22 protein-coding genes are annotated in these 26,035 nt (G+C 61.1%); 6 read left to right on the forward strand and 16 right to left on the reverse strand.

Going from position 1 to position 26,035, the window contains the following annotated elements:
• Positions 1-17 precede the first annotated feature (17 nt).
• Complete coding sequence (locus B0E33_RS11780) at positions 18-437, reverse strand: hypothetical protein (RefSeq protein WP_208992429.1); 420 nt, start codon at positions 435-437, stop codon at positions 18-20.
• 175 nt (positions 438-612) lie between these two features.
• Between B0E33_RS11780 and dut the strand changes: the two genes are divergently transcribed.
• The 3 genes from dut to cysK all read left to right on the forward strand — a co-directional run bounded on the left by dut (position 613) and on the right by cysK (position 2,822).
• Positions 613-1,062: a dUTP diphosphatase gene (gene dut / locus B0E33_RS11785; protein WP_023002343.1), complete on the forward strand. Its 450-nt coding sequence runs from the start codon at positions 613-615 to the stop codon at positions 1,060-1,062.
• Positions 1,062-1,718 carry an HAD family hydrolase gene (locus B0E33_RS11790; RefSeq protein ID WP_208997802.1) on the forward strand — a complete coding sequence of 219 codons (657 nt, stop codon included), beginning with the start codon at positions 1,062-1,064 and terminating at the stop codon, positions 1,716-1,718. The genes dut and B0E33_RS11790 overlap by 1 nt, the downstream gene beginning before the upstream one ends.
• A 144-nt stretch (positions 1,719-1,862) precedes the next feature.
• Positions 1,863-2,822 (forward strand): cysteine synthase A, encoded by a 960-nt coding sequence (gene cysK / locus B0E33_RS11795; RefSeq protein WP_023002345.1) that lies wholly within the window; start codon positions 1,863-1,865, stop codon positions 2,820-2,822.
• A 57-nt stretch (positions 2,823-2,879) separates the two neighbouring features.
• Here cysK and speB read toward each other — a convergent pair whose 3' ends face one another.
• The 14 genes from speB to B0E33_RS11870 all read right to left on the reverse strand — a co-directional run bounded on the left by speB (position 2,880) and on the right by B0E33_RS11870 (position 21,469).
• Positions 2,880-3,839, reverse strand: a complete 960-nt coding sequence (gene speB / locus B0E33_RS11800) for an agmatinase (RefSeq protein ID WP_077291320.1) — start codon at positions 3,837-3,839, stop codon at positions 2,880-2,882.
• 109 nt (positions 3,840-3,948) lie between these two features.
• Entirely contained in the window at positions 3,949-4,539 is a 591-nt protein-coding gene (locus tag B0E33_RS11805) for a GNAT family N-acetyltransferase (RefSeq protein WP_077291321.1), read from the reverse strand.
• A gap of 7 nt (positions 4,540-4,546) precedes the next feature.
• On the reverse strand, positions 4,547-4,864 hold the full coding sequence (locus B0E33_RS11810; protein ID WP_023002348.1) for a heavy metal-binding domain-containing protein: 318 nt from the start codon (positions 4,862-4,864) through the stop codon (positions 4,547-4,549).
• An 81-nt stretch (positions 4,865-4,945) separates the two neighbouring features.
• Positions 4,946-6,007 (reverse strand): histidinol-phosphate transaminase, encoded by a 1,062-nt coding sequence (gene hisC / locus B0E33_RS11815; protein ID WP_077291322.1) that lies wholly within the window; start codon positions 6,005-6,007, stop codon positions 4,946-4,948.
• A gap of 480 nt (positions 6,008-6,487) precedes the next feature.
• Positions 6,488-8,287, reverse strand: coding sequence for an NAD(P)/FAD-dependent oxidoreductase (locus B0E33_RS11825; protein WP_077291323.1), 1,800 nt, complete (start codon positions 8,285-8,287; stop codon positions 6,488-6,490).
• A 135-nt stretch (positions 8,288-8,422) separates the two neighbouring features.
• On the reverse strand, positions 8,423-10,183 hold the full coding sequence (locus B0E33_RS11830; protein WP_077291324.1) for a sigma-54-dependent Fis family transcriptional regulator: 1,761 nt from the start codon (positions 10,181-10,183) through the stop codon (positions 8,423-8,425).
• A 116-nt stretch (positions 10,184-10,299) separates the two neighbouring features.
• Complete coding sequence (locus B0E33_RS11835) at positions 10,300-12,384, reverse strand: peroxidase family protein (RefSeq protein ID WP_077291325.1); 2,085 nt, start codon at positions 12,382-12,384, stop codon at positions 10,300-10,302.
• The gene (locus tag B0E33_RS11840; protein ID WP_077291326.1) at positions 12,381-14,840 is read right to left on the reverse strand and encodes a c-type cytochrome; all 2,460 of its coding nucleotides are present in this window, start codon (positions 14,838-14,840) and stop codon (positions 12,381-12,383) included. The genes B0E33_RS11835 and B0E33_RS11840 overlap by 4 nt, the downstream gene beginning before the upstream one ends.
• A 288-nt stretch (positions 14,841-15,128) precedes the next feature.
• Positions 15,129-16,052, reverse strand: coding sequence for an ABC transporter substrate-binding protein (locus B0E33_RS11845; RefSeq protein ID WP_228148086.1), 924 nt, complete (start codon positions 16,050-16,052; stop codon positions 15,129-15,131).
• Positions 16,053-16,150: 98 nt separating this feature from the next.
• A complete protein-coding gene (locus B0E33_RS11850; protein WP_077293251.1) occupies positions 16,151-17,275 on the reverse strand; it encodes an NAD(P)/FAD-dependent oxidoreductase in 1,125 nt (374 codons plus the stop codon).
• A gap of 39 nt (positions 17,276-17,314) precedes the next feature.
• Positions 17,315-18,841, reverse strand: a complete 1,527-nt coding sequence (locus B0E33_RS11855; RefSeq protein ID WP_077291327.1) for a YifB family Mg chelatase-like AAA ATPase — start codon at positions 18,839-18,841, stop codon at positions 17,315-17,317.
• An 88-nt stretch (positions 18,842-18,929) separates the two neighbouring features.
• The gene (locus tag B0E33_RS11860) at positions 18,930-19,190 is read right to left on the reverse strand and encodes a hypothetical protein (protein ID WP_077291328.1); all 261 of its coding nucleotides are present in this window, start codon (positions 19,188-19,190) and stop codon (positions 18,930-18,932) included.
• Between the two features lie 82 nt (positions 19,191-19,272).
• Complete coding sequence (locus B0E33_RS11865; protein ID WP_077291329.1) at positions 19,273-20,469, reverse strand: MFS transporter; 1,197 nt, start codon at positions 20,467-20,469, stop codon at positions 19,273-19,275.
• The gene (locus B0E33_RS11870) at positions 20,429-21,469 is read right to left on the reverse strand and encodes a hypothetical protein (RefSeq protein WP_055660346.1); all 1,041 of its coding nucleotides are present in this window, start codon (positions 21,467-21,469) and stop codon (positions 20,429-20,431) included. The genes B0E33_RS11865 and B0E33_RS11870 overlap by 41 nt, the downstream gene beginning before the upstream one ends.
• Before the next feature lie 162 nt (positions 21,470-21,631).
• Between B0E33_RS11870 and B0E33_RS11875 the strand changes: the two genes are divergently transcribed.
• Complete coding sequence (locus B0E33_RS11875) at positions 21,632-22,540, forward strand: LysR family transcriptional regulator (RefSeq protein ID WP_077291330.1); 909 nt, start codon at positions 21,632-21,634, stop codon at positions 22,538-22,540.
• Positions 22,541-22,552: 12 nt separating this feature from the next.
• Here the strand turns inward: B0E33_RS11875 and B0E33_RS11880 are convergent, their stop codons facing one another.
• Entirely contained in the window at positions 22,553-23,428 is an 876-nt protein-coding gene (locus tag B0E33_RS11880; protein ID WP_156912392.1) for a LysR family transcriptional regulator, read from the reverse strand.
• A gap of 39 nt (positions 23,429-23,467) precedes the next feature.
• Between B0E33_RS11880 and B0E33_RS11885 the strand changes: the two genes are divergently transcribed.
• Together B0E33_RS11885 and B0E33_RS11890 are read left to right on the forward strand one after the other, a co-directional pair.
• Positions 23,468-24,439, forward strand: coding sequence for an NAD(P)H-dependent flavin oxidoreductase (locus B0E33_RS11885; RefSeq protein WP_156912393.1), 972 nt, complete (start codon positions 23,468-23,470; stop codon positions 24,437-24,439).
• 342 nt (positions 24,440-24,781) lie between these two features.
• Complete coding sequence (locus tag B0E33_RS11890; RefSeq protein WP_077291332.1) at positions 24,782-25,921, forward strand: PepSY-associated TM helix domain-containing protein; 1,140 nt, start codon at positions 24,782-24,784, stop codon at positions 25,919-25,921.
• Positions 25,922-26,035: the final 114 nt, after the last annotated feature.

The raw sequence follows: 26,035 nt of genomic DNA on the forward strand, positions 1-26,035 counted from the left end.
AATCTCCCGGTGCCGTGTTAGCGGTAGCCGGCCAGGTCAATGGCCGTGTTGCATTTTTCGCTGACGGAAGGCTGGGCCTTCAGCAGGCAGCGCAGAAGATGGCCCGCACCGGCCTTGACGCCTTTGCAATATTGCGCGGCATCGCGCTGGCACAGTTTGGGCGCTTCCGCCTGGGCCGCCAGCCGTGCCTGAATGAGTGAAGTCACGACCAGACGGTCGGCGTTGCACTTTTCCGAAACCTTGGACTGATTCTGTTCAAGACACTGAGTGATGCCGTTGTTGGCCAGTGTCGCGGACTTGCAATAGGATTCGATGTCCTTGCCACAGCTGGCGGCCAGGATCTTGATGGCGTCGGCATAGCCGACGGTCTGGGCGAAGGCAGCCGGTGCAGCGACCAGCATCAACCCGGTGGTAAATGCAAAAATCAATCGTCTCATGTTGCCAATCTCCCAATCGCTGGCACGTTACGATGCGTCAGAGTGTTTCAGGTGAAGATTACGACTTCAAGTAGATATCTGATTTTCATGCGAAGTTTCGTGAATGCCCGCCAGCCTTGACACGGACCGGCGAATATCGTCACTCGCCAGCAACGCTCACTGCCGGACACTTTCAATGCCTGTTACCCTGGAACTGAAGCGACTGGAGCACGGTCGCGATCTGCCACTGCCCGCCTATCAGTCGGTGCTGGCCGCCGGACTTGACCTTCTGGCAGCCGTTGACGGCAAGATAACCCTTGCACCTGGTGCCCGCGCCCTGGTGCCAACTGGTCTTGCCATGGCTCTGCCCGCGGGTTTCGAGGCTCAGGTTCGCCCCCGGTCAGGCCTTGCCGCCAAACATGGCGTGACCGTCTTGAACACGCCGGGCACCATTGATGCCGACTACCGCGGCGAGGTGAAGGTGATCCTGATCAATCTCGGTGACGACCCCTTCGAGATTTCACGGGGAGACCGGATCGCCCAGATGGTGATTGCACCTGTCCTGCAGGCAGACATTGTCGAAGTCGAGGTTCTCTCGGAGACCGAGCGCGGGTCCGGCGGTTTCGGTTCGACTGGCCGCGCGTGATGTCCGAGCTGATCATATTCGATTGCGACGGCGTTCTGGTCGATACGGAACGCATGGCCAACGCCAACATGGCCGCGATCATCAGCGAGCTTGGCGTTCCGATGACCGGGCCGGATTGTCAGCGCAGGTTCATGGGACGGACACTGGAAGACGTGCAGTCCATGATCGAAGACCTGACAGGTCAGGTGTTGCCTGCCGACTGGCCGGACCAGGTTCGGCTGCGCGATCTGGAGAGCTTCAAGGCGGGTGTTCCGGCGATCGAAGGCGTGGCCAGCGTGCTGGACGAACTCGACCGGCGCGACGTCGCCTATTGCGTCGGGTCTTCCGGCAAATATGAAAAGATGCGCACAACGCTCGGCAGTTCCGGTCTGCTGCCCCGGCTGGAAGGCCGGCTGTTTTCTGCACAGGACTGCGAGCGCGGCAAGCCCGCGCCGGATGTGTTCCTGCTGGCAGCACGCACCATGGGCCACGCCCCGGAAAACTGTACGGTGATCGAGGACAGCCTGCCCGGCGTTCTGGCAGCCCGGGCAGCGGGCATGGGCGTCTATGCCTTTGTCGAGGATCCCGCTTGCGACCGCGAGGCCATGCAGGGCGCCGGGGCCGTCCTGTTCGAGGCAATGGCGGATCTGCCGGACCTGCTCTTTTCCAAGACCTGAAGCTTTTCTGGAAAAAGGTTTTACCCGCAGGATCGCAAAGGTGCTTTCGGCCCCTTATAACTTGCCGAAACCCGTACTATCTTATCGCTCCGATAGTCGAACGATGCCGGCGGAAGAAGATCCGGCCAACTTGGGAGACCTGCCATGACGATCAAGACCAGTGGTCGCGGAAAAATCTATTCCTCCATCACCGAGACCATCGGCGATACACCGATCGTCCGGCTGGACCGACTGGCCAAGGCGCACGGTGTCAAGGGCAACCTCCTGGCGAAGCTTGAGTTCTTCAACCCGATTTCCAGCGTCAAGGACCGGATCGGCGTTGCGATGATCGAGGCGATGGAGCAGGCCGGCCAGATCGTTCCGGGCAAGACCACACTCGTCGAGCCGACCTCCGGCAACACAGGCATCGCGCTGGCATTTGTCGCTGCCGCCAAGGGCTACCGGCTTATCCTGGTAATGCCGGAGACCATGTCGGTGGAACGCCGCAAGATGTTCAAGATCCTGGGCGCCGAGCTGGAATTGACCGAAGGGCCAAAAGGCATGAAGGGCGCAATCGCCCGCGCCGAGGAACTGATCAGTGAAATCGACGGTGCGGTGATGCCGCAGCAGTTCGAAAACGCCGCCAACCCTGAAATCCACCGCAACACCACCGCGGAAGAAATCTGGAACGATACCGAAGGTGGTGTTGACGTCTTCGTCTCCGGCATCGGCACCGGCGGCACCATCACCGGCGTTTCCCAGGTGCTGAAGGATCGCAAGCCGGGCCTTCATGTCGTTGCCGTCGAACCGGCCGACAGCCCCGTGCTTTCCGGCGGCCAACCCGGTCCGCACAAGATCCAGGGCATTGGTGCCGGTTTCGTGCCAGGCGTGCTCGACACTTCCGTCTACGATGAAGTCCAGACCGTCGCCAACGAAGATGCCTTCGCCATGGCCCGGGAAGTGGCAAAGACCGAAGGCTTGCCGGTGGGCATTTCTTCCGGCGCCGCGCTCACCGCTGCCATCCGCGTCGGTCAGCGCGAAGGCATGGAAGGCAAGAACATCGTGGTGATCATTCCGTCCTTCGCAGAACGGTATCTTTCCACCGCACTGTTCGACGGCCTCTGAGCATCCAGTCGCGAAATTTCACCCCGTCGGCCAGTTCACTCCGGCCGGCGGGGTTTTTCATGTCTTGCGGTGATGCAGAACCCTGCCGATGGTGTTCATGAGAACCTGTGCCGCAAGGGTGCTTGTGGAACCGGTCGGGTCATAGTCCGGCGCAACTTCCACCAGATCGATGCCGACGATGTCGCCCTGTCTTGCCAGACCGTCGAGCAGCTCCAGCACTTCATAATAAAGAAATCCGCCGTGGCTCGGCGTGCCCGTGCCCGGTGCGATGGACGGATCGAAAGCATCGATATCAAGCGTCAGGTAATAGCGCTTGCCGGCCGGTATCCGGGCCAGAAGCGCCTCGGTGCCGAGCTTGCGGGCGTGACGCACGGACAGGATGTCGGAGCCCATCCTGCGGGCATCCTCGTAGCCATCGCGCGAGGTGGAGGAGACGTTGCGAATGCCGATCTGCGTCAGGCCGGTGACATAAGGCTTTTCCGCCGCGCGGCGCATCGGGTTGCCATGGCCGTAGCGAACGCCATGACGTTCGTCGACGAAATCCAGATGCGCATCGATCTGGACGACGTGGATTGGATCTTCGCCATCAAAGGCGTTGATGCAGGGAATGTTGACCGAATGATCGCCGCCCAGCACCACCGGCAAGGCACCGGCCTTAAGGATCTTGCGTACGCCGAATTCTATGCGTCTGTGGCTTTCAATCGTGTCCGTATGGACGATATCGGCATCACCCAGATCGACAATGCGGGTCGTTTCCGCCGGCAGGTAGGTGATGTCGTCCTCGAAATCATAAGCGCCCGCATGGCCGAAGGAAAACAGTGTCGAGGCCTCCCGGATCGCACGCGGCCCCATACGCGCGCCCGAACGCCACTGGGTGCCGAAGTCGAACGGAGCCCCCATGACGGCAACATCCGCATCGATGGCGTCCCAATCCGGCTTATAGGGAAACTTGCCGAAGGTGCAGATGCCGACAAAGGGCAGGTTCAACCGCCCGCTTTCATAACCGTGTGAGGACATTCAAAGGCTCCTGTTGGGGACGGGCCAACTAGAGCATCATTGCGGAAAGGGGGAAAGGGCGGGGTTGAGGCAACCAAAAAACTACTGGCTCTGAACCTGGCTGAACTCCCTAAACCTGCTTTTCCATACGTGTCGCGGAGGAAAAACCGAACAGAAGTTCGAGAAACCCGGTCTTTTCTTCCCCAACCGCCTTGAACCCCGAGCGCTCGTAAAGAGCTTTTGCCCTTGGGTTCGTGTCGATCACATCCAGCCGCACACGGGTGAGCGAGCGCTGGCGTGCTTCTTCGCCAATGGCTTTCAGCAAGGTGCCGCCGATGCCGCGGCCGCGGGCGCTTTCGGCCACAAAGATGCCGTCCATCAGTAGGCAGTCCGGCTCGATCCTGCGTTCCAGAACTTCCAGAAGAAGTCCGCGCCAGAGGCCGCCGAACGTGCCGTAAACCGCCGTCATGTCGGCGAGGCTTCCGCCGACAAGTGCCCCGTCCCGGGTCTTGTAACCGGCAAGGCCTAGCAGCCTTCCCTCCCGGTCGAGAGCGCTGATGGCAAAATCCGGGTTGAGGATGCGCTCGACAAGTCGAAGCGCTTTTTCTTCCGGGGCCAGTACCTTGCCGAGCTTGCCGGAAAAGGCTTGCCAGAACAGGCGGGCGGCAACCGGCCGCTGGTCTTCCGGGAAGCCGGGAGAAATGAAAATGTCGGATGACATGGCAGGATCAGCGGATGAAGACCGCGGTCCCTGTGGCGCTGACCATCAGCATGGAGCCGTTCTGGCCTACGGTTTCGTAATCGAGATCGACGCCGATCACCGCATTGGCGCCCATTGCCTGGGCCTGCTGGCACATTTCGTCGATGGCGATCTTGCGCGCCTTGCCAAGTTCTTCCTCGTACGCGCCGGAGCGGCCGCCGACAATGTCACGGATGCCGGCAAAGAAATCCTTGAAAATATTCGCGCCGAGGATCGCCTCGCCCGTCACCAGACCCTTGTAGTCCAGATCCTTGCCTTGAATGGTGTTGGTGGTGGTGACCAGCATGCATTGTCTCCCTTTTGAACCGATGTTCGAGACATGGGTTCGTCCTCGTGGTTTTGCAAGAAACGGCGAGAATGGAAGAGGTTAGCCGGCGACAAGTCCCGCCATCGCCTTCAGCAAGGCCTCGCCCTCCTCTTCCGTTCCAATGGAAATACGCAGCCAGTTGTCGATGCGGTCCTTGTTGAAGTGGCGCACCAGAATGCCTTCATTCCTGAGGCCTGTCAGAAGATCCCGTGCTGCCCTTGTTTCATGCGAGACGAACAGGAAATTGGCTGCCGACGGCAGCACGTTGAACCCGAGAGAGCGCAGGCCTTCCGCCATCCGATGCCGTTCCGTGATCACAAGGCGCCGGGTCTCCTCGAACCAGGCGGTGTCCTGCCAGGAGGCTTCTGCTCCCGCGAGCGCCAGGCGGTCGAGAGGGTAGGAATTAAAACTGTCCTTGATCCGCTGCAGCCCCTCGATCAGGTGCGGCTGACCAAGAGCAAATCCGACACGCAGACCCGCCAGGCCGCGCGACTTGGAAAAGGTCTGTACCACCAGAAGATTGTCGAACTCGGGAACCAGACGAGCAGCGCTCTCCGCGCCGAAATCGACATAGGCTTCGTCAACCAGCACCACCACATCCGGGTTCTGCTCAAGAACGCTTCGCACCGCTGCAAGATCAAGCGCAATGCCGGTCGGAGCGTTCGGATTGGCAAGCACGATGCCACCACACGGCCCACCAAGGCTGGCCGGATCAATCCGGAAATCATCATCGAGTGGCACAGAACGGTGCGAAATGCCGTAAAGCTCGCAATAGGTCTTGTAGAAGCTGTAGGTGATATCGGGGAACAGCAGCTTGTCCTTGCCACTGAAAAAGCCGTGAAAGGCATGGGCCAGGACTTCGTCCGAGCCGTTGCCTGCAAAAACGTGATCCACACCCAGACCGAAGCTTGCCCCGATCGTTGCCCGCAACGCACCGGCTGACGGATCGGGGTAGAGCCTCAGGCTGTCTTCGGTAGCTGCGCGGATTGCCCCGAGCGCGATGGGCGACGGGCCATAGGGATGCTCGTTCGTATTCAGCTTGATGAAGCTGCGGTCCTTTGGCTGCTCACCCGGCGTATAGGGCACCAGCTTGCTGACTATGGGGCTCCAGAACCTGCTCATGGACCGTATCCTGACGGAAATTACTGTGGTTTTTTCGCACAATAGGCGCCAAACCGGTGCGGTAAAAGTGATTTTGACGTTGTTCTTTTGCGGCGTTGCCAAAGCTCTGCTACCCGCAGAGACCGCTGCGTCTCGGGGCGGGAAAGGTTCAAGCCTTCGGTGGGGTAGGGAGACGCTGTTCCAGGGCCTCTCCGCACTCGTGAAATGGTAGGCCGCTTTCCAAGCAATTCTGTCACCAACCTCACGTCGTCTTCCCGGCCAAGCGAAGCGCGAGCCGGGATCGGGGAGGCACGAACGTTTCGATATGGACGCTAACCTGTTGCAGCCACGCGTTGGTGGTTCCCCGGTCCCGGATCTTCGCTGCGCTACGTCCGGGATAACGATGGTGAGGGTGTGGGTGAGGGGGTGGTAAAGACGGAAAGAGCCGGGGGACATTTCCCCCGGCTCTTCCATTTGGTCAGGTCCTGTCCGCGTTTCCGGTCAGGACAGGTGATGCACCTGCTGAAGGCCGTAGACCGGGGTCGGCAGGCCTTCCATCCGCGCTTTCAGCTGTAGCGCCAGATACTGGGAGTAATGGCGCGACTGGTGCAGGTTGCCACCATGGAACCAGAGCGCTTCCTGCTGGGTCGGTTTCCACATGTTCCGCTGTTCGCCTTCCCAGGGCCCCGGGTCCTTGGTGGTGTCGGAACCAAGACCCCAGACCTTGCCAACCCTGTCGGCCATGTCCTGGCCCATCAGGTCGGCAACCCAGCCGTTCATGGAACCGTAGCCGGTGGCATAGACAATCACGTCCGCTTCCAGCTTCGTGCCATCGTCCAGGATGACACCGTCTTCCACGATCTCGGTGACCTGGCCACGCTTCAGCTTGATCTCGCCGTCGATGATAAGCTGGCTGGCGCCGATATCAATGTAGTAGCCGGAGCCCCTGCGCAGGTATTTCAGGAAAAGGCCGCTTTCGTCGTCGCCCCAGTCCAGCCAGAACCCGGCTTTCTCCAGCCCTTCGTAGAAGTCCGCGTCCCGCTTCTTCATCTCCGCATAGGCTGGGATCTGGAACTCGTGCAGGATCCGGTAGGGCAGTGAGGCGAAGATCAGGTCCGCCTTTTCCGTCGTCACGCCGGACCGGACCGCCTCTTCCGAGTAAAGCGCGCCGAGGCCAACATCCATCAGGGTGTCGGAGCGCACGATATGGGTGGAAGACCGCTGCACCATGGTCACATCGACATCATTTTCCCAAAGCGCCGCGCAGATATCGTGCGCCGAATTGTTGGAGCCGACCACCACCGCCTTCTTGCCGCGATACTGATCCGGCCCCGGATGTCTGGACGAATGATGCTGGTCGCCCTTGAAGGTGTCCATGCCGGGAAATTTCGGAACGTTCGCCTTGCCCGACATGCCGGTTGCCATGACCAGCTGTTTCGGTTTCAGAACCACTTCCTCTCCGTCACGATCCACGACGACTGTCCATTCCTTCTTTGCTTCGTCGTAAGTTGCGGATTTGGCAACGGTCCGGGTCCAGTAGTTCAGTTCCATGACCTTGGTGTACATTTCCAGCCAGTCGCCAATCTTGTCCTTGGGGCTGAAGATGGGCCAGTTTTCCGGGAACTTGATGTAGGGCAGGTGGTCGTACCAGACGGGATCGTGCAGGCAGAGGGACTTGTAGCGGTTGCGCCAGCTGTCGCCGGGCCGGTCATTCTTTTCCACGATGATGGTGGGCACACCGAGCTGCCTCAGGCGCGCGCCGAGCGCGATGCCGCCCTGGCCGCCACCGATGATCAGGCAATAGGGCTGGGTCTTGTAACCGAGGTCCACCAGTTCACGCTCGCGCTCCTCCTTCCAGCTGGTGCGGTGCTTGCTGGCGCCATGCTTGGCCCCCAGCGGCCGGTTGAAGCCCTTCGGCTCCTCATGGCCCTTCAGCTCGGCCATGGTTGTCAGCAGGGTCCAGATCTTGCCGCCCTTCAGCCGGATCAGGCCGAAGCAGCGGGCCCGTTCGGTATCGAACTGAATCCAGGCCGTGACGACATCGCCCTCTTTCGTCGGTATTTCGCCTTCCGCGATGCGCCAGTTGCTCGGCCCGGTGGAGGCCAGTTGCTTTTCCAGCATGTCGCGGACCTGATCCTTGCCCTCGACGGTCTTGATGTTCCAGGTAAAGGCAATCAGGTCCCGCCAGTAGCAATCGTCCAGGAACATGTCCGTTGCAGCATCGATCTTGCCGTCTTCCAGCGCCTTGCCGAAAGTGTTGAGAAAAGTCTCGGTCTCGTGAACCAATGGTTTGTCGAGCATTCCAGTTCCTCCCTGTTTATGGAGGAAACAATGCAGAGCGCCCCTGCATTTTTCCATGGAACGCCCGTCAATTGATGACATTAAGGGGCAGAAACTCCGTTTGCTGTTGCGCACGCAACAGGACGCAACAGATAGTCATGCACGCGGCTTGGGGTGTGGCTCCAGGCCGAGAGAGCGCATCCGCCGGAGCACCGTCGACCGATTGACGCCAAGCCTTCGGGCGACCTGGGACATGTTCCAGCCACAGGCGTCCAGAAGCGCTTCCAGATCCTGTTTCGGGTCGGTTTCGACGCGTCTGGACAAAGACGCCTGCGGCAGATCGGTAAGGTCGATCACATCGGTTTCTGCAAGCGCTGTCGCGACATCCAGCAAGGTCGCGAGTTCACGGATGTTGCCCGGCCAATGCCGGCCGCTGAGTTCGGCGCGTGCCGAAGGTGACAGGCGCAGGTCCCGCGGAGAGCGTCGCAGCAGACGATCGACCAGCCAGTCGAAATCCTGGCGATGCCGGAGTGGCGGGATCCGGATGAGAGACCCGGCAAGCCTGAAATAGAGTTCCGGCCGCAATGCGCGGATGCTTGTGGAACCTGCCGGATCCTGCCGCGTGGTGGCGACCACGCGAAGATCACTTCGGTGTTCCAGCAAGGCAAGCAAGGCAGCCTGGCCCGCCATGTCAAGATCTTCGATCCCGCGCAGGAACAGCGTTCCGGCTGCAGCATCAGACAAGGCGGCGACCTTTTCCGGTTTCAGAGCGGAACAGCAGAGCGTATGGAACGACCGGTCTGCAGGACCCAGAACATGGATGGCCCTTGCCAGATATTCCTTGCCCGTTCCGGTTTCGCCAGACAGCAGGATGGGAACCTGCGTTGGTGCAAGCCGGGCAACTTTCGACACCACCTGCGACAGCGTCGCATCCTGCCCGCAGATGCCGCGCAGCGGCGTGGGCAAGGTCCCGGAAACGGGGCTGCGTGCCATGCGTGCGGCTTGCGGAGCGATGGCATGACCGTATAACCCACCACCGTCGCGCCGGCGCAGAACCCGATCTTCTGCCGGGCGGCCTCGCATCAGTGACGGCAGATCGTCGACATCCAGGTCCAGGTACATGTCGATCCGGCTTCCTATGAGGTCTGTGGAGCCGGTCGGGGCCAGACAGGCGAGCGCGCCGTGCGTCATTCCCGTTATCCGTCCGCTGTCGTCCAGGGCGATGGCGGCTTCCGGATCGACTTCCAGAAACTCCGGCGATGTCGAGAAGCGCAAGACCCATTCCTTGCGTGTGGTCGCCATCAGGTTGGCCATCTCGACCCGGCGGGTGGAAGCCTTCACCAGGTTCATCGCGAGGTTCTGGCTCGATTTCGGGCTTGGGGAGCGCAGGAGGGAAATATCCAGAACCGCCGCCAGCTTGCCGCAGGTGTCGTAGATGGGGGCCGCCGTGCAGGACAGCGGTGTATGCGACAGCCCGAAGTGATCGCTCTGGTGTATCGTGACAGCTTCCCCCGTCACGATGCAGGAGCCGACACCGCAGGTTCCCGCAAGATCCTCGGACCAGTCGGACCCGAGATAAAGGCCCGCCTGCCGGAGATCGTCCTCGAACCGCGGATCACCGAAGAAGTCGACGCACACACCCTTGGCATCGGCCAGCAGCAGCACGTAGTTGTGCCCGGCCACCTGCTTGAACAGGGTGCGCAGGCCGGAACGAGCCGTCGCGATCAACCGCTCGGACTGCTCCTGATGTTCGCGCAGTTGCTGCTCGGTGACGATATGTGCCGGTTCCGGACGCGCCGGATCCATGCCGTACGTCTGGACACAGCGCCGCCAGCTTTCCGACACCAGCCCATCCCTGCCGGTCTCGTACCCCTTCAATACGCGGTCGATTTCACTCACATGTTCAAGGTCGCGCATGTCATCCTCCCTTGACACAGCACTTCACGATAGCCTTTCAGGCAGGCTTTGCAAATTTTGCCGGCGCAATTCTGCGTTCGTAAAGCTTGTGCAGAGGGGAAGCCCGGCCAGGGATATCAGCCTGGCCAGGTCAAAAGCGTGTCCTTGTTGATGGTGAAATTCGCGTTCGGCCTTCTGGCGTTGGCGGCAACGTTGAGATCGACAATGTTCTGGAAGGTGGACGTCGCCTCGATTTCCGTCATGCCATACTCGGTGAAGACCTCCGGACCGAAGATATTCTTTGCCAGAAGCGGGTTGGTGAGTGCCTGGGAGAAGGCGTCGGACCCGACCATGGCCAGAAGCAGGGGCGGCAGCGGGCGCGCCCGCATCTGGTCTTCTGCCAGCAGTCCGATGGGAAGATCGACCCGATCGATGCCGCGCACGCCGTTCCAGTCGGGATAGAGTGCTTCCAGCTCTCCCGCCAGACCGGCGTCGCCTCCGGTCAGTTCCAGGAAACTGTCGTACGGACGCAGCTTCCAGGAGGCGCGGTAGGCGTTGAAGGGGGCGAGCCGGAACCTGCGGGCAAATGCCAGCGTGCGCTCTTCCGCGCCTTGCAGGAAGAACGGGGTGTTGTGAAGGGTCAGCTTGCCTGCCCGCTGGCTCGCCGCCGCATCGATGACCGCCTCGACGCCGTGTTTTTCGATGATCGTGTTGTTGAAGCGGAAATTCTCGTTTTCCAGTACCTCGCCCTGGAACAGGAACCGATCCGGAACCATGGCATGCCAGCGGTAAAGCAGGTCGAATTCCAGCGAGATCCGGTTGGTGCGGTACCACAGGCGCTTGTCCGCGTCGCCAGGCTCCACGAAGATCTTGAACGGTGAATTGGCAAGGTGGTTGATATAGTCCTCGATAATGACCTTGAGCAGCTTGACGATGTTGATGTTGCGGGCCGTTTCGAAGACGCGGTCCGAACCGAAGTGCGGGTTCCGTTTGCCGATCTCGCGCGCGAGACGATTGTGCTCGCGCAGGAAGATCGTGTTGAGCGCGCTGTAGAGAATCGTGGAATTGGCCCGTTCCAGGCCGGCTGCATAGTGGCATTTCCAGCGCTCCGGCGTGACGGCCCAATCCCCGATACCGGCCAGTAGTTCCCGAAGCTTTTTCGCCGCGCCCCATTCCGGATCTGCCCCCAGGAAGGTCGTTGCCCACATGGGCATGAAATGAATGCCGGCAAACTCGGCTTTGACTGCCAGATCCGGGCCCGCGAGCAGCGGCGGCAGCTCGCCGACGGACGTCTGCCGGGACTTCAGAAAAGCGCCTTCCCGTAAAAACGAGGTGGTTTCCTCGCCAAGACCGTAGATCTGGCAAAGATCGATTTCGTGGTTCGAGGTGTTCAGCCGTTTGTTCAGCGGATGAGTGCGCAGGAAACTGTCGGTGAACCACTGGGCAAAGAAGCAGAACAGCGTGCTGGTGTCGCTCTCGACCATCGCCTTGCGCCGGTAAAGTTCCGCCACCCTCGGCACTTCCGGCAGGGCATCGACAAAATCCTGATCCACGGGTGGCAGGTGCCGGCCGGTGTAGCGGCGGTCAACCAGACCCGGCCAGCTGGCGAAGGTGCTGGTGGTCTTTTCCGGATCCTTTGGGCCCGCAACCATTTCCAGATGCGTTTCCGGATCATGCGGTGTCCAGAGGGAGAGCGGGAGCGGACGACCGGGAGGCGCGTTCGAGATGCCGTTGATGACAAGACGGTTGATCACCCGGCTGAGCGGACCGCAACGCTTGACCAGCCGGACGAGGGCGGGAAAGGCCTCGGCCAGTTTCAGTGCCTGGCCGCCGATGAAACCGAGGATCCGCTTGTGCACCGGCGGATCCCGCAGAACGTCCCTCTCGGAACGGGCGCCGAGCTGATCCAGAAACGGCACGAACACCAGGGCATAGAGGATATGTGGCCAGACGTGGTGGTGCCAGACATCCTGCAGCACGAATATGAACACAAAGGCGACGACCACATTGCCGCCGATGAAGATCCAGTAGCCGATGCGCAGCCGTCGGAACATGAGCCAGTTGGCATAGGCGCCGGCCCCCAGCGCCAGCCCGAGGACCATGTGTATCGGATCGAAATCGTAGCGGAAGAATTCCTCGACACCGCGATAGGCCATGATCGTCCCAACGAGCAGGCAGATGATGTCGAGAAACGTTCCCTTGAAGGATGCGCTAAGCCTCATGACCGCCCCGCATATTGCTTGGATTTGAGATATTCGATCAGTGCGGATTTCTCGCCGTCCGGAAGACCGGTGCCGTAAAGATGTCCACCATTGCCGTTGCCGGTCAGCTGCGTGTCGAACAGGAAGCCACTTTCGCAGGCAAAGCCGACGTCCACCGGATCGAAATCCGTGCAGCCGCGATAGAAGGTCGCCGGACGGTCTTCCGGCGGTGACAAAAGCGCCCGAAGCGTCGGCACGGAACCATTGTGGAGATAAGGCCCGCGTGCCCAGATGGCGTCCAGCGGCGTGTTTGCATAGCCGTCCGTTGCCCGGTAGTGCGAGAACCGCCAGGTGTACCCCTTGCCGACATCGCCGAAGCGGCTGACGAAGGCATCGTCGAAGAGGTCAGATCGTGCCGGGTCTGTCTGAAGGTCCGAAAGCGGCGTGACCTGCCCGAAGCTCTCGCCTCCTGGGTCATGACACGTGCCGCAGCCTTCCCTTTCGTATATCGCAGCGCCGTCTGCTGCCATGTCAGCATTGACTGGCAAGGGGTAGGCGGGCGGCGGCAGGTCCCGCAGCCATTCCGCCTGGGCATCGATCAGCCCGCGTTGCAGCAGCCATTCCTTGGCGCCGCCGGCAAGGGCGGCGGAATAGTTGCGCTCGATCAGCGAATTGTTGTTGCCGTCCCAGTGGAACCAGCCCCCCTCACGGATGCCCTGGTTCCAGACCGAGGGAAAGTCGACCGTTCCGACCGCCTCGTCCTTTTCCGGGCCATAGCCCCAGCGCGCGCGCCAGTTGTTACCCGCGTCCGTGCGCCCGGGGCCATGCCGCGGTTTCACCTTCATCCAGCTGAAAGCGGTCGCCAGTCCATCGGCCTGGTCCTTGATGCCGGGTACAAGAATGGTGCGCACCAGCAGACGGTCGATTGGCCCCAGAGGTCTGCCGGCCTGCGCGGCGCTTTCGATCACCGCATCCGCCGTCAGCTTGTCACTTGCGGCAACGTAGCCAAGGAACAGGATGTAGGACTGGATATCGAGCGTTTCGGCAGGTGCACCCAGCAACAACATGGTGTTGCCGCCTGCGGTGACTTCCGCGCTGTGGCAGGTGGCGCAATTGAAGCCGACCCTCGGCACACCGACGCGCCGGATGCTGAAGCCGATCGGAAGTTCCTGTCCCGGTTCCTCGATGAAGCCGAATGTGCGCCAGCCTTCGGGCAGCTCGTCCTTGAAAATTGCCGGCAGTTCGCGCCAGACCATGTAGGGGAAACCGTCCCATTCGGCGCCGATGGAACCGTATTTGAATTCGGCGACCGGATTGTCAAAGGTTTGTGGCGGACCCGGCTTGATTGTGAGGCGCTTGCCTTCCAGGACCAGGCAGGCGATCAGCAGCAGCGCCGCGACAATCGCCAACCAAAGCGGCATGCCGTCGTTTCTGGGCGATACGGAGGGTTGTTGCATCTTGTAGCTTTCCGGAATGCCGGCAAAGACGGGTGGAACAACGCCATTGACTTCATGCCGCTTGCAAGCGGCACTCTCGTAGGCTTGTCGCCGGGCAAGGTTGATGGCGCCGACGGGCTCGTGCGCCGGCAGGCTGTTCCAGGGTGAAAAGGCGATGTTCTCCGCCAGTGGGGCGTGTTGATCGACGTCCTGCTGAAAGATTTCCAGCGTCGCCAGCTTTTCGTGACGCGCGCCCGGCACCGCCGACCAGGCAATCGACGGATCATCAACCGGCTGCGCGGCCGGATCTATCTGCACTTCGACGCCGAATTCAAAAGTGACCGGGCAACGGATCAGGGTTTCCCTCAGCGCGACGGCCAATTGATCGCGTCCGGACCGGACCTCAGGCGGATCCACCGGCACCGGCCTTGGCGTTGCGGTATATTTCACCAGAAGATCGCCAAGCCGATAAGGCGTGGTGCTGAAGTATCGGCTTGCAAGCGGAGACACGGGACGATGAGAGACAAAGGCCCGGATCCTGCCGAAGAGATAGAAGCCCGTGAACAGAAGCCGGGACAGGGGCTTCAGGCGGGCAAGTCCGCGTTTCAGCAGCAGGGTGTTGATGTCGTCATAGTCGCCGAGGTCACCGGTGAAAAAGGTTTCATGGTCGACGAGAATGAAGTCCTGCACCCTGCCGTCCGGGTTTTCAGCCGACAGCCACTCCCTGTCGATGCCCAGCACCTTGATGGCCATGCCGTGGGCGTCCCGCTTCCGGTCATCCAGTTGGCGGCCGTTGGAAAACCGGACAAGGGCGTCATATGTGCCCGGCAAGGCGAAGAGACCGTGACGCAAGTCCTCCGGCACTTCGCCGATAATGAAGCGGGCGCGGACACAGCCGTGATGTTTCGGGTGCTGTGGGCGTCGCGCCAGACCGGGAACCGTGCAAATGGCCTCGGCATTGGTACGGGCAATGCTGTCGATCAGCCCCGCGTCTCCACCGGTTTCCGATATGCCCGGCCGTGCCGGTTCTCTCGAGGCCATTCAGCCCGCCCTCTCGCGTTGGTGGGTCAAACGCATGGACCGGCTCTTCAACTGCCGATGCGTTTAATTACCTTACGTAAGGCTAGCTTTTATTTTCAGGGAAGGGAAGGTTTCCGGCCGTTGTCCGTCACGGTGGTGTGACGGCATCCTTTTGAAATACAACCTGATTTAGACGCCGGGTTGTATTTCTTCGCTCCGACAATCATATCTGCTCCGTGCCAGAAGCTCGGAACGGCGAGGTGGCCCGGGTCAAAACTCTTGATCCGGGCCCTGTTGCTTCAAAGGAGTTCAGTTGGAACTGAGGTCGACATCCGTCCCGTAGATCCGGGCGATGTCCCGAAGCATTGCGCGGGCTGCAAGAATGCCCTGCGACGTTGCCCAGACACCGTCATCGACCTTGTGGGCGTTTCCCGCCTTGACGACTTCCAGATTGGCCCAGAGAGGGTCTTTCAGCGTCTCGCCCTCCAGGGCCGTGCCCTCTCCATTGCCGGTGTCGTATGTCAGGTAGAACATCCGGTCGGCTTCCATGTTCGGGATGCTTTCCTTGCCGACGGCAAGAGCCAGACCGTCCTGCGCCTGTACCTCGGGCCGCTTGAAGCCGATGTCGTTCAGCACAACACCGGAGAAACTGTCATGGCGATAAACGTAAAGCTGGCCGGGCACGAAACGGACGACGGAAACCGTGTCCCCGGCATTCTCGCCGAGGGCGGCGCGCAACCGGGCAACGTCCGCCTCATAGGCACTGACAAGCGCTTCGCCTTCCGCTTCCATGCCGACCGAGCTGGCATAGAGCTTCATGTTGTCCTTGAAATCCGTGGCATTGATCACAAACACCGTGGGCGCAATGGCGGAGAGCTGAGGATAGATTTCCTCGTGCCGCTTCTTGCTGCCGAGGATCAGATCCGGCTCAAGCATGGCCAGCCGTTCCAGGTTGACCGCAAGCTCCGTCCCGACAACTTCAACTCCGGCCATCCGGTCGCCCAGATGCGGGTACCAGGGATCGCCATACCAGGAAGACGCAGCCCCAACAGGCGTCTTGCCCAGCATGAGCATTGCCTCGGTGCCTTCGTTGGTGAGAACGACAATCTTCTGCGGAGTGTCTGGCACCTCGGTGGTGCCCATGGCGTGGGTGATCTCGGCAGCGGACAGGGCGCCGGGCAACAAGGTTGGCACCAGGGCTGCGCAAAAACAAAGGCTGGACAGAAAACGCAAGGGGTATCTCCGGCATTACAGGTTATCTGGCTTGCCGAACCCCGACTGGCTTGAGGAATTTTTTCCTGGAAATTGCCGTCATTGTCAAATGAAGAAGATCAGGCCTGCAGGAACCGTCCGGGTGCAAGCTGGTCCAGTGTGATACCGCAGGCGGACAGATCACCCGGCAGGTTCCGGCCGGCAACGAGGGCCGCCAGTGCCCTGCCCATCGCCGGGGATGTCAGAACCCCGCATCCGCCCTGGCCTGCGCTGACAAAATAACCCGGATGATCGGGAAATCCGCCGCAGACAGGGTTTCGATCAGGCGCAAACGTGCGCAGTCCTGCCCAGCTTGCGGATGGACGCGGCACGGCCAGCTCGGTGCCGATGCCGATATGATGGATCGCCTCTGCAAGGCGAAGATCATCTGCATAAACCTCTCCCGGAGAAACTGGATCAGCCTCTGCCGGTGACGCCGTGAAGCCGTGCGGCTGCGGATGGACGTACCAGGTGTAATCGGCCGTCGTGACATGTGGCCAGACACCGGCTTCCTGACGGTGAAGCGGAAACGTGAAGGCCGAACGGCGGAAGACGTTGAGGCCAAGCGCCGGGACACCGGCAAGATCCGCAACCCGGTCCGCCCAGGCCCCGGCCGCATTGACCAGAACGGGCGCCGAAAGGGTCAGGTCTCCGGCCGTTACCTGCCATGTGTCGGCAATCCGCCGGATGGAAGTGACTTCCGCCTTGCAGACGAAGCGAGCGCCATTGGCAGCAGCCGCCTTGCGATAGGATTGCAGCAGCAGATCGACATCGATATCCATTGCATCTGCTTCGAAAACGCCCGCATGTACCCGTTCCGGCCGGAGGGCCGGAAACAGGGCCAAAGCCTCTTGTCTGTCAACAAACCGGCAGTCCGACCCGGCCTCCTGCAGCCTTGCTATCAGCCTGTCCAGAACAGGCCGATGCTCCTCACCCCCAACCGTCAGGCAGCCGCGGGGCGCGACAAGCGTCTGCTCGCAAAATTCCGGCGGCGGCGCCTGAAAGAACGCACGGCTTGCCGCGGCCAGTGCGCGCATGGTGTTGGCGGAAATGCCGGCCGTGAATTGCCCTGCCGTGCGGGCTGAAGACTGCGTTGCCAGCGCCGGCTCGCGCTCCAGAAGCGTCACTTGCGCAAACCCGGACAGAAAACAGGCCGCGCTCAGCCCGGCAACACCGCCGCCGATGATGATGACGTCTGCTGTCATTGCGTCAGACATATCCTCGCGGTCTCACGATCAACGCTGTCACGCCGCCTTGCGGGACATGTCTTCGCCGCGGTAACTCAAGGCCTCCGCCAGGTGAATGCGGCCAACCTGATCCGCACCGTCCAGATCGGCCAGCGTGCGGGCGAGTTTGAGGACGCGGTGATATCCGCGCGCGCTCAGGGCAAGACGCTCGGCGACATCGCGCAGGAAAGCGAGCCCCTTGTCGTCCGGCCGTGTCATGGTTTCGACAATCGATGCAGGCGCCTGGGCATTTGTGCGGCAGGCAAGGCCAAGTTCCAGGAAACGCTCTGCCTGGATGCTGCGCGCTTCAGCAACCCGAGCAGCCACGACGGCGGACGGCTCGCTGGCCGCGGGGCCGATCAGGTCGGCCGCCGTTACGGCCGGAACCTCGATCCTGACGTCGATCCGGTCAAGCAGCGGTCCGGACACCCGGGCCTGATAGTCGGTGACGCAGCGCTCGCCCCGGCGGCACTGGTGGCCCGGCTCGCCCGCATGGCCGCAGCGGCAGGGATTCATGGCCGCCACAAGCTGGATGCGGGCCGGATAGGTGACCCGGTGGTTTGCGCGGGCAATTACCGCTTCGCCCGATTCCAGCGGCTGGCGCAGACTGTCGAGAACCTGCGGATTGAACTCGGGAAGCTCGTCGAGGAATAACACTCCGTTATGGGCGAGCGAGACCTCACCGGGCCGGGCGCGCATCCCGCCACCGACAAGGGCGGCCATGGAAGCGGAGTGATGCGGCGCGCGGAAGGGGCGTCGATCGGTCAATTTGCCTTCGGCCAGCTCGCCCGCAAGCGAGGCGATCATGGACACTTCCAGAAGCTCGCGCGGGGTCAGGGCCGGCAGGATGGATGGCAGGCGCTGCGCCAGCATGGATTTGCCGGAGCCGGGAGGACCGGTCATCAGCAGGTTGTGCCCGCCGGCAGCGGCGATCTCCAGCGCCCGTCTGGCGCTTTCCTGTCCTTTGACCTCCGCAAGGTCCGGCAGCACACCGGCATTGCCGCGCAGCCGGGCCACCGGCCGGGAGAGCACCTGTGTTCCCTTGAAGTGATTGGCGAGCTGGATTAGCGAACGAGGTGCGAGAATGTCCATGTCTGCGTCGGCCCAGGCAGCCTCGCCGCCGCTGGCTTCCGGGCAGATGAGGCCCTTGCCGATGCCGTTGGCGCCCATGGCGGCCGGCAGGACACCGGCAACAGGCGCAAGCGTGCCGTCGAGACCAAGCTCGCCCAGAACAACGTATCTTTCCAGAAATTCAGCCGGTATGGCGCCGATGGCGGCCATAACGCCCAGCGCGATCGGCAGATCGTAATGCGAGCCTTCCTTGGGCAGGTCGGCAGGGGCGAGATTGACTGTGACGCGTTTGGCCGGCAGGGCCAGGCCTGAAGCGGCAAGCGCCGCGCGAACTCGTTCCCGACTTTCTGCAACGGCCTTGTCCGGCAGGCCGACGATGGTGAAGGCAACCATGCCCGGCCCGACATGCACCTGCACGTCTACCGGAACTGCCTCGATGCCCCGAAACGCGACCGTCGTGATCCGGCTGACCATATTCACCTCTACTTACAGATGCAGGTCAACGAAGCATATGTCGATAAAAGACGCAAGAACAAATATGGAACAGACGGGGTCAATCCAGTCAGGAGACCAGCACGCGCAGCTTGCTTCCGCTGGCAACAGTGAAGTTGGCACTAGTCAGAACAGCATCCAGATAAGCGGGCACCTTAAAGTCTTCACTCGGCTGCAAACCGTTGGTTTCCAGCCAGTCGGACACAAGTTCAAGGAGCCGGTCCGGGTCTTTTTCATAGAGGGCCCGACACAGCTCCATGTCGAGCTTGGCCCCGGCGGTGTTGGCGGCGGTGAGTATCATCGATCCAATCGCATTCTGTTCATCAATCATAGCGTGCTGCCAACATGCTTGCAATTTCCGGGAAAGGCCAGCACATAGCGGTTATGTGGGCGTTGGCCACCATAACCCGCTGTTATGGTCTGACCCCTTCGGCCTGCTTTCCGGCGGCAAAGCCCGCCAGGCCGCAGCACAGAAGCCCGGCTGCGAAGAAAAGCGCCGAATGGCCGACAACCGGAATGAGAAAGCCGCTCAGCACGGGCCCGACCCCCTGCCCCAGGGAAATCAGGAAGAAGGTAAAGCCGAACCCGATGGACGGTGCCTCCCGGAACAACCTCATGCTCCACATGCCGAAAAGGGCGGTCATCACGATGAAACCGACGCCGAAACAGGCCGCTGACACGTAGATCCCGAGTCTTGTTTCCACCAGCAGCGGCAGAGTGCCGATTGCGGTCCCGACCAGAACCGCCAGGACACGATAGGCAGCCCGCAAACCCCAGCGATCGACAAGACCACCGGCGAAGCAGCCGGTAACGCCCGAAATACCCAGCACGATCCAGAACAGGATTGCGTCTCGTGGATTGCCCGTCAGCATGGTCAGGAGTTCGACGGCATAGGTCCAGTAGACGGCTGTGACGATGCCGAAAAGAAATGCCGCGACAAACAGTCCGCGCGCTGTCCGATCCATAAGGATCCAGACGGACACCCTGGGCCGGGCATGTTCCAGATGCACACTGCGCCTGGGCAAGGTGGCTGCGTTCCAGATCGTTACACTGAAGGCGATAACCGCGAAAACCAGCCAGGCGAGCCGCCAGTCACCACCTGCGAAGAGAGCCAGCGGCCCGGCAAAGGCAACGCCGAAACCGGTGCCGGAGTTGATCCAGGCATAGACGCTGTTCTGCCGGCTGAGTTCCGTATGACGCACGATGACATCGGAAAAGGGCGGATAGGAAAGGCCCGGGCTTGCTCCTGCAACGAAGACGCCAAGCGCCAGTACAAACGGGGTCTGGGCCAGGGCGATCATGGCCATGCCTGTTGTGGCGGCGAGGCCGCCGAGCAGGATCGGCAAGCGCGGTTCGAACACCGTCGACAGCCAGGAACCGACGAACGTCGCCGCCAGATAACCCAGATAGGACAGACCGGCGATCAGGCCGACCGTTTCCGGCGACAGCGCGAATTCCTGACGGATTTCCGGCAGGAACAGGCCAAAACAATAGCGTGCCAGTCCGTAGGTGACAGCGACGATGGCCAGGCCCGCGGCAGTAAGACCGCGGGTCTGTGCCAAGGTCATCTCAAACCCGGCGGGAGAGCTGGAAGTGAAGTGTTTGGTCATCCGTGTAGCTCTCGCCGAATATTTCGAAATGGCCACCCTCCTGCCGGTACGAGCGATACTGATCGCGCGTGAGTTTCAGGCAGAAGTTGGAAACATGCAAGTTTCTTCCGCTGATTGAATGCGCGAATTCTTCGGCCAGAATGGCCACTTGCGCACTCTGGCCATCTTCGAACACGACGGGCAGCAAAAAGAAGCGATTCAGCGTCGGCAAACTGCGGTCCACCGCCCGTTCGAACGCGATGCGCGAAAACCGCTGCATGGCCGGGTGGGCGTAAAAACCGGAGATCTTGTCGGTCTGTTCGATGGTGTAGAGCTGGCTTTCGGACAGCAGCAGGTCTCCTGGCCGGGTGATGTCTCTCAGCCAACCGTTGACCACTGCCGGATCGTCGTTGCCTTCCTGAAAACCGAGCATTGTCACGAGGGCGGGCGGCGCACCGTCTTCGATCATGTCTTCCAGGCGGCAGGCCTCGAAAGGCGCGGTGACAAACTCAAGTGGAGTGTCCGGCAGGATCGCCGCGAGGGCTGCCCGCATCGGCGCAGCCGACATCGGGTTGATGTCGACGGCGATATAACGATCTATGATGACGCCCAGGCCCTGCAGTGTCTTGAGAATGAACCCGGTCTTGACCGGCTCCGGCCCCAGTTCGACATACACCAGCCGCTCACCTGCAAGCTCGGTTGCAATCCGCCCGCAGCTTTCTTCCAGCGCCGCCCGAAAAGACCTGCCGTCTTCATGAATTCGGCCAAGCGTGTCCGATGCGATACCGGTCTCGTTCAGCTGGCGCATCAGCTGAAACACCTCGTCCAGAGGCCCGGTTGCGGTCTCCGAACTGCCTTCGTTTGTGTATTTCACCCGGTTGTCCTGGGTCAGGATCGTATCGAGACTGAATTCCGTGTGGCAGGCAATTGCCCTGTGAACTCTTTGTTGCAGCGAAAGGGGGCCGGTCGTCTGGTGATCTGGCCCATGCTCCGGCTGGCCATAGGAAAGCGCTAAAGTCATGGCGGATACCTGTTTTGACAAAAGAGACTCTCGGATTACGGGATTTTTTACCGACCCTTAAATTTATAATTGAAGCGCCCCATAATGGAACGTTATGCTTGTGTGGCGCTGGACCGGCGGAAAACCGCATCGGTCGTCTTGCGCTAAAACGGAGGCAGGGACATGACCATAGGCCGTTTTAATATCGAGTTGCTGGAAGCCTTTGTGGCTGTTGCCGAAGCAGGCAACGTTACACATGCGGGATCTCGGTTGAACCGCACACAACCCTGCGTCAGCACTCAGCTGCGGCGTCTGGAGGAACGGGTTGGCAAACCGCTGATCGAGCGCAGCGCGCGCACAATGAACCTCACGCCCGCCGGGCGTATCCTTTATCAACACGCCACGGAAATCCTGCGCTCACACGAGGAAGCCAGGTTGCGCCTGTCTGCGCCGGAACTGACCGGCACGGTGCATGTCGGCCTGCCAGAATGGTATGCGACCGGCCAGCTGCAATCGATCTTCTGCAATTTCGTGCGCATTCACCCCAACGTGAAACTTGAGATGACGGTCGCCGACAGCGCCACACTGCACGAAATGCTGTCCAACAACGAAATCAACCTCGCAATAGCCCTTGTCTCGTCAACCAAGCAGATGCCGGTCGAGATTTTCGAGGAACCGCTGCACTGGGCGGTTGGCGACAACTGCCCGCTAACCGATCCGCTGCCATTGATCATGTTTCCCGAACCCTGCCCTTTCCGGGAAATCTCCTTCGGTTCGCTCGCCCGCGCCGGACGGCAGTGGTACGAGCGCATCACCACCACCAGCGTTGCCGCCGCCCAGGTAGCCGTTCTGTCGGGTGCAGGCCTTTGCTGCCTGCCGTCGGGAGCCATTCTGGAAGGCTTCAAGATCCTGAAGGAGCAGGATGGCTTTCCGAAGCTTCCGGCAACACAGCTCGCGATCTACACCCAGTCGACAACGCAATCGCCCATCGTCGATTACCTGGAAGAGCATCTCAACGACCTCCTGCAGAACGCCATTGCGCCGCGTTCGGCGCTGGCGGGCAAGATGCAGCCGGATTTGCGGGTGGTCTGACGGCCTGAAGCCTCAGGCCCGTTCTGCCAGGATTTCCAGCAGCTTCCTGTGCGCGTCGACCGGTTTGCGGTCGACGCGCCAGACAAGATAGGTGACGGTTTCGCCAAAAGGCGGCGGGAGCGGGGTCGTCGTCAACTGGTCGGCATTGCGAAAGCCCAGGACAGCGCTTTCCGGAGCAACCGTGAAGCCGAGACCGGCCTCCACACAGCCCAGAATTCCTTCCAGCGTGCCCATTTCCGTTACTTCCCTGTCGCTCTGGCCGATACTGCCGAGCCACGCCTGCGCCGCCGCCCTGTAGCTGCAACCATGGCGAAAGGCCAACAGCGGGCCCTGCTCCGAAGTGGCCGGACCAATGGCGCAGACAAGCTGTTCGCTGAAGGCATGAACCGCCTGAAACCTGGCCTTGTCGACAGGCCCGGCGACAAAGGCGGCATCGATCTTCTGATCCCACACCTTTGACAGCAGGTCTGCGGTCGGGCCGGTCGTCAGGGAAAGCGGTGCTGCGCTTTTGTCCCTCAGACGTTTGAGAAGAGCAGGCAGGCGAACGGCCGCCGTTGTTTCCATGGAGCCGAGCCTGAGCGGCGCACCTGCCCCGGCAGCTTCCAGAAGATCGCGCTCGGCCGCCGCAAATTGTTGCAGAAGCACGATCGCGCGCGCATGAACCTGTTCACCGAATTCCGTCAGCCGGGCCCCGGCCTTGCTGCGCTGGAAGACTTTCTGACCGAATTGTTCCTCAAGACGCCGGATGCGGGAGGTGACGTTCGACTGCACGCAATTCAACGCCTGGGCAGCCCCCGAAAAGGAGCCTGTCTCGGCAACTGCCATCAGTGTTTTCAGAAGCACGATGTCCATAATATCCAAATTAGAGATATCAAATTCCTTCTTCAATCATTTTTCCTGAAATGATTTTCGTGGCAGCGTGTCTGCATGAAACAGCTGCTCGACACGCCCTTTACCCGCCGCTTTGCCGTTTCCCATCCGGTCGTGCTGGCGCCGATGGACAGGATTTCGGATGGTCGTCTGGCCGCTGAAGTCAGCCGCGCCGGTGGCTTCGGTATTATCGGCGCCGGTTACGGCGACCCGGACTGGATCGACGCTGCCTTCGATGCGGCCGGAAACCAGAGGGTCGGTCTTGGTGTCATCACCTGGAGTCTTCTGAAAAAACCGGCCCTCGTGGATCGGATCCTCGACCGCAATCCGGCGGCCCTGTTCGTTTCCTTCGGTGACGCGGAACCGATCATAAAGGCCGCCAGGGAGCGCGGAATTCCAACCATCTGGCAGGTGCAACGACTGGACCAGGCCGAACAGGCCCTGAAGGCCGGAACGGACGTTCTCGTCGCCCAAGGCCAGGAAGGTGGCGGTCACGGCATGGACCGGGGCCTGTCCGCCCTTCTTCCCGCGGTTCGCGATGCCGCTGGCAAGGAGACAATCGTGTTGGCGGCCGGCGGGCTTGCGGACGGGCGCGGACTGGCAGCAGCTCTCATGCTGGGCGCGGACGGTGTCATGATGGGGACCCGTTTCTGGGCAAGCGTTGAGGCGAACGGATCGGAAAAGGCCAAGGTTGCCCTGACCAAGGCGCACGGGGACGACACGGCCCGGTCCAGTGTGTTCGACGTTGCTCGCGGTCTTGACTGGCCGTCGCAATTCACAGGACGGGTTGTCCAAAATGCGTTTTCCCGCCCCTGGTTGGAAGACCCGGCAGGCTTGTCCGGCGCGGCTCACAAGATCCAGAAAACCTATGAGGCTGCCGATCCGGACGACTATTCCGTTCGCGCCCTGATTGCCGGAGAATCCCTCGATCTTGTGAACACCGTTCAACCGGCGGCAAGGATCGTGGAGAACACTGTTCGAGAGGCGGCAGCGCTTCTTGCTCGCGCCCCGGATTTCGTCATCGGGTGAATTCGCACCGCTTCCTCAAGATCTCCCTGTCACCCACTTCCGTCACTATCGAAGCCTTTTCCGTCCAGCCTTTGGTGCGGCAAATTGTATGCGGCTTGGGACACTCCTGAGGGTTTTGGCACCGGGACCTGATGTGGACTCCCGGAAACCCTGGGCTTTTGAGCTGCTGACGGAAATCACCAAGTGCCCGGTTCTTCGCGGTAGCGACAACTGGTTACAAATTCTCGGCCAAATACCCTGCTGTTGCCTTTGACGCAGCGAGATCTTCGGCTTAGGCCTGTTGAAGCCGGTGGAGGAGGACCCGGCAACCGTCAAATCCGGTCTGAAACGGGCAGCAGCACCATGTCTTTCAAACGTATCGTTTTCTGGGCGCATCTCGTCGTCGGGGTCGCCTTTGGTCTCGTTATCCTCCTGATGTCAGCCACCGGCGTGGTCCTGACCTACGAGCGCCAAATCATCTCCTACGTGGAAAGCCGCGCAGTCGTAAAACCGGCCGATGCGCAGCTCCTCTCTGTCGACGAACTGGCAACTGCCGTTCTGGCCAACGGCGGCCAACCCGGCAATTCGCTGGTCCTGCCAAGGCAGGACGGCGCCCCGGCCACACTTTCGGTCAGCCGCCGCGAGAACCATTTGCTCAACCCTTATACCGGGGAGCGGATCGACAATGCCGCGGAGGGCACAAAATCCTTCTTTGGCACGGTGACCGCGCTGCACCGCTGGTTTGCCCTTACAGGTGAAAACCGCAGCCTTGGGCGGGCCGTGACCGGTGCTGCCAATCTCGGCTTCCTGTTCATTCTGGTGTCCGGAATTTATCTCTGGTGGCCGAAGAAATGGACGTGGCGGATCGTCAAGCTGAACCTTCTCTTCCGCAGAAACCTGCCGACCGCGAAGGCACGCGACTACAACTGGCACCATGTCTTCGGCATCTGGTCGCTCGTACCGCTGTTTGCGGTGGTGGTCTCCGGCGTCGTCATTTCCTATCCCTGGGCCAGCAACATGGTGGCCGCCGTCTTCGGGCCGGTTTCGCCCGCAGCAACCGGCCAGGCTGCCAGTGAAGACCGCCAGGGTCAGAACCGCGCTCAGGGTGAAGCCGTCAGCCTGCAGGCCATTGCCGAAACGCTGAAACAAGCCGAACCGGACTGGCAAACACTTTCGGTCAAATTGCCCAACGGACAGGCTGCACGTGTGGTGATGACCGTCGATACAGGCAACGGCACCCAGCTTTTCCGCCAGACGACCTATACGGTCTCCAGGGTTTCAGGCGAGGTGCTGGGCGTCGGCGGCGCCGAGGACCAGCCGGCAGGCCGGCGCGCCAGGGTCTTCCTGAGATTTCTGCACACCGGCGAGGTCTATGGCTTCATCGGCCAAACGCTCGCGGGACTTGCCTCGCTGGCGTCGGTGTTTCTCTTCTACACAGGCTTTGCGCTTGCCTATCGCCGGCTGATCCAGCCGCTGTTCCGGCGCCGTGCCCAGCAGGCCTGAGGCCTGCTCTCTTGTCGGGACTGAGGCACCCAGAGCAAATCGCGTTTTGTCGGCATCGCTTCTCGCTGTCTGAAATCAGAGATTTCAACGCAAAAAGCGATGTAGGATTTTTCA

Source organism: Roseibium algicola, from assembly GCF_001999245.1.
GTDB classification, from domain to species: Bacteria; Pseudomonadota; Alphaproteobacteria; order Rhizobiales; family Stappiaceae; genus Roseibium; species Roseibium algicola.

Excerpts from the sequence above, each read along its gene's own strand:
- B0E33_RS11840 (WP_077291326.1), bottom strand. The coding sequence starts at position 14,840 with ATGGCCTCGAGAGAACCGGCACGGCCGGGCATATCGGAAACCGGTGGA.
- B0E33_RS11855 (WP_077291327.1), bottom strand. The coding sequence starts at position 18,841 with ATGGTCAGCCGGATCACGACGGTCGCGTTTCGGGGCATCGAGGCAGTT.
- B0E33_RS11890 (WP_077291332.1), top strand. The coding sequence starts at position 24,782 with ATGTCTTTCAAACGTATCGTTTTCTGGGCGCATCTCGTCGTCGGGGTC.
- B0E33_RS11860 (WP_077291328.1), bottom strand. The coding sequence starts at position 19,190 with ATGATTGATGAACAGAATGCGATTGGATCGATGATACTCACCGCCGCC.
- cysK (WP_023002345.1), top strand. The coding sequence starts at position 1,863 with ATGACGATCAAGACCAGTGGTCGCGGAAAAATCTATTCCTCCATCACC.
- B0E33_RS11835 (WP_077291325.1), bottom strand. The coding sequence starts at position 12,384 with ATGAGGCTTAGCGCATCCTTCAAGGGAACGTTTCTCGACATCATCTGC.
- B0E33_RS11790 (WP_208997802.1), top strand. The coding sequence starts at position 1,062 with ATGTCCGAGCTGATCATATTCGATTGCGACGGCGTTCTGGTCGATACG.
- B0E33_RS11805 (WP_077291321.1), bottom strand. The coding sequence starts at position 4,539 with ATGTCATCCGACATTTTCATTTCTCCCGGCTTCCCGGAAGACCAGCGG.
- B0E33_RS11850 (WP_077293251.1), bottom strand. The coding sequence starts at position 17,275 with ATGACAGCAGACGTCATCATCATCGGCGGCGGTGTTGCCGGGCTGAGC.
- B0E33_RS11830 (WP_077291324.1), bottom strand. The coding sequence starts at position 10,183 with ATGCGCGACCTTGAACATGTGAGTGAAATCGACCGCGTATTGAAGGGG.
- B0E33_RS11825 (WP_077291323.1), bottom strand. The coding sequence starts at position 8,287 with ATGCTCGACAAACCATTGGTTCACGAGACCGAGACTTTTCTCAACACT.
- speB (WP_077291320.1), bottom strand. The coding sequence starts at position 3,839 with ATGTCCTCACACGGTTATGAAAGCGGGCGGTTGAACCTGCCCTTTGTC.
- hisC (WP_077291322.1), bottom strand. The coding sequence starts at position 6,007 with ATGAGCAGGTTCTGGAGCCCCATAGTCAGCAAGCTGGTGCCCTATACG.
- dut (WP_023002343.1), top strand. The coding sequence starts at position 613 with ATGCCTGTTACCCTGGAACTGAAGCGACTGGAGCACGGTCGCGATCTG.
- B0E33_RS11885 (WP_156912393.1), top strand. The coding sequence starts at position 23,468 with ATGAAACAGCTGCTCGACACGCCCTTTACCCGCCGCTTTGCCGTTTCC.
- B0E33_RS11875 (WP_077291330.1), top strand. The coding sequence starts at position 21,632 with ATGACCATAGGCCGTTTTAATATCGAGTTGCTGGAAGCCTTTGTGGCT.
- B0E33_RS11865 (WP_077291329.1), bottom strand. The coding sequence starts at position 20,469 with ATGACCAAACACTTCACTTCCAGCTCTCCCGCCGGGTTTGAGATGACC.
- B0E33_RS11810 (WP_023002348.1), bottom strand. The coding sequence starts at position 4,864 with ATGCTGGTCACCACCACCAACACCATTCAAGGCAAGGATCTGGACTAC.
- B0E33_RS11870 (WP_055660346.1), bottom strand. The coding sequence starts at position 21,469 with ATGACTTTAGCGCTTTCCTATGGCCAGCCGGAGCATGGGCCAGATCAC.
- B0E33_RS11780 (WP_208992429.1), bottom strand. The coding sequence starts at position 437 with ATGAGACGATTGATTTTTGCATTTACCACCGGGTTGATGCTGGTCGCT.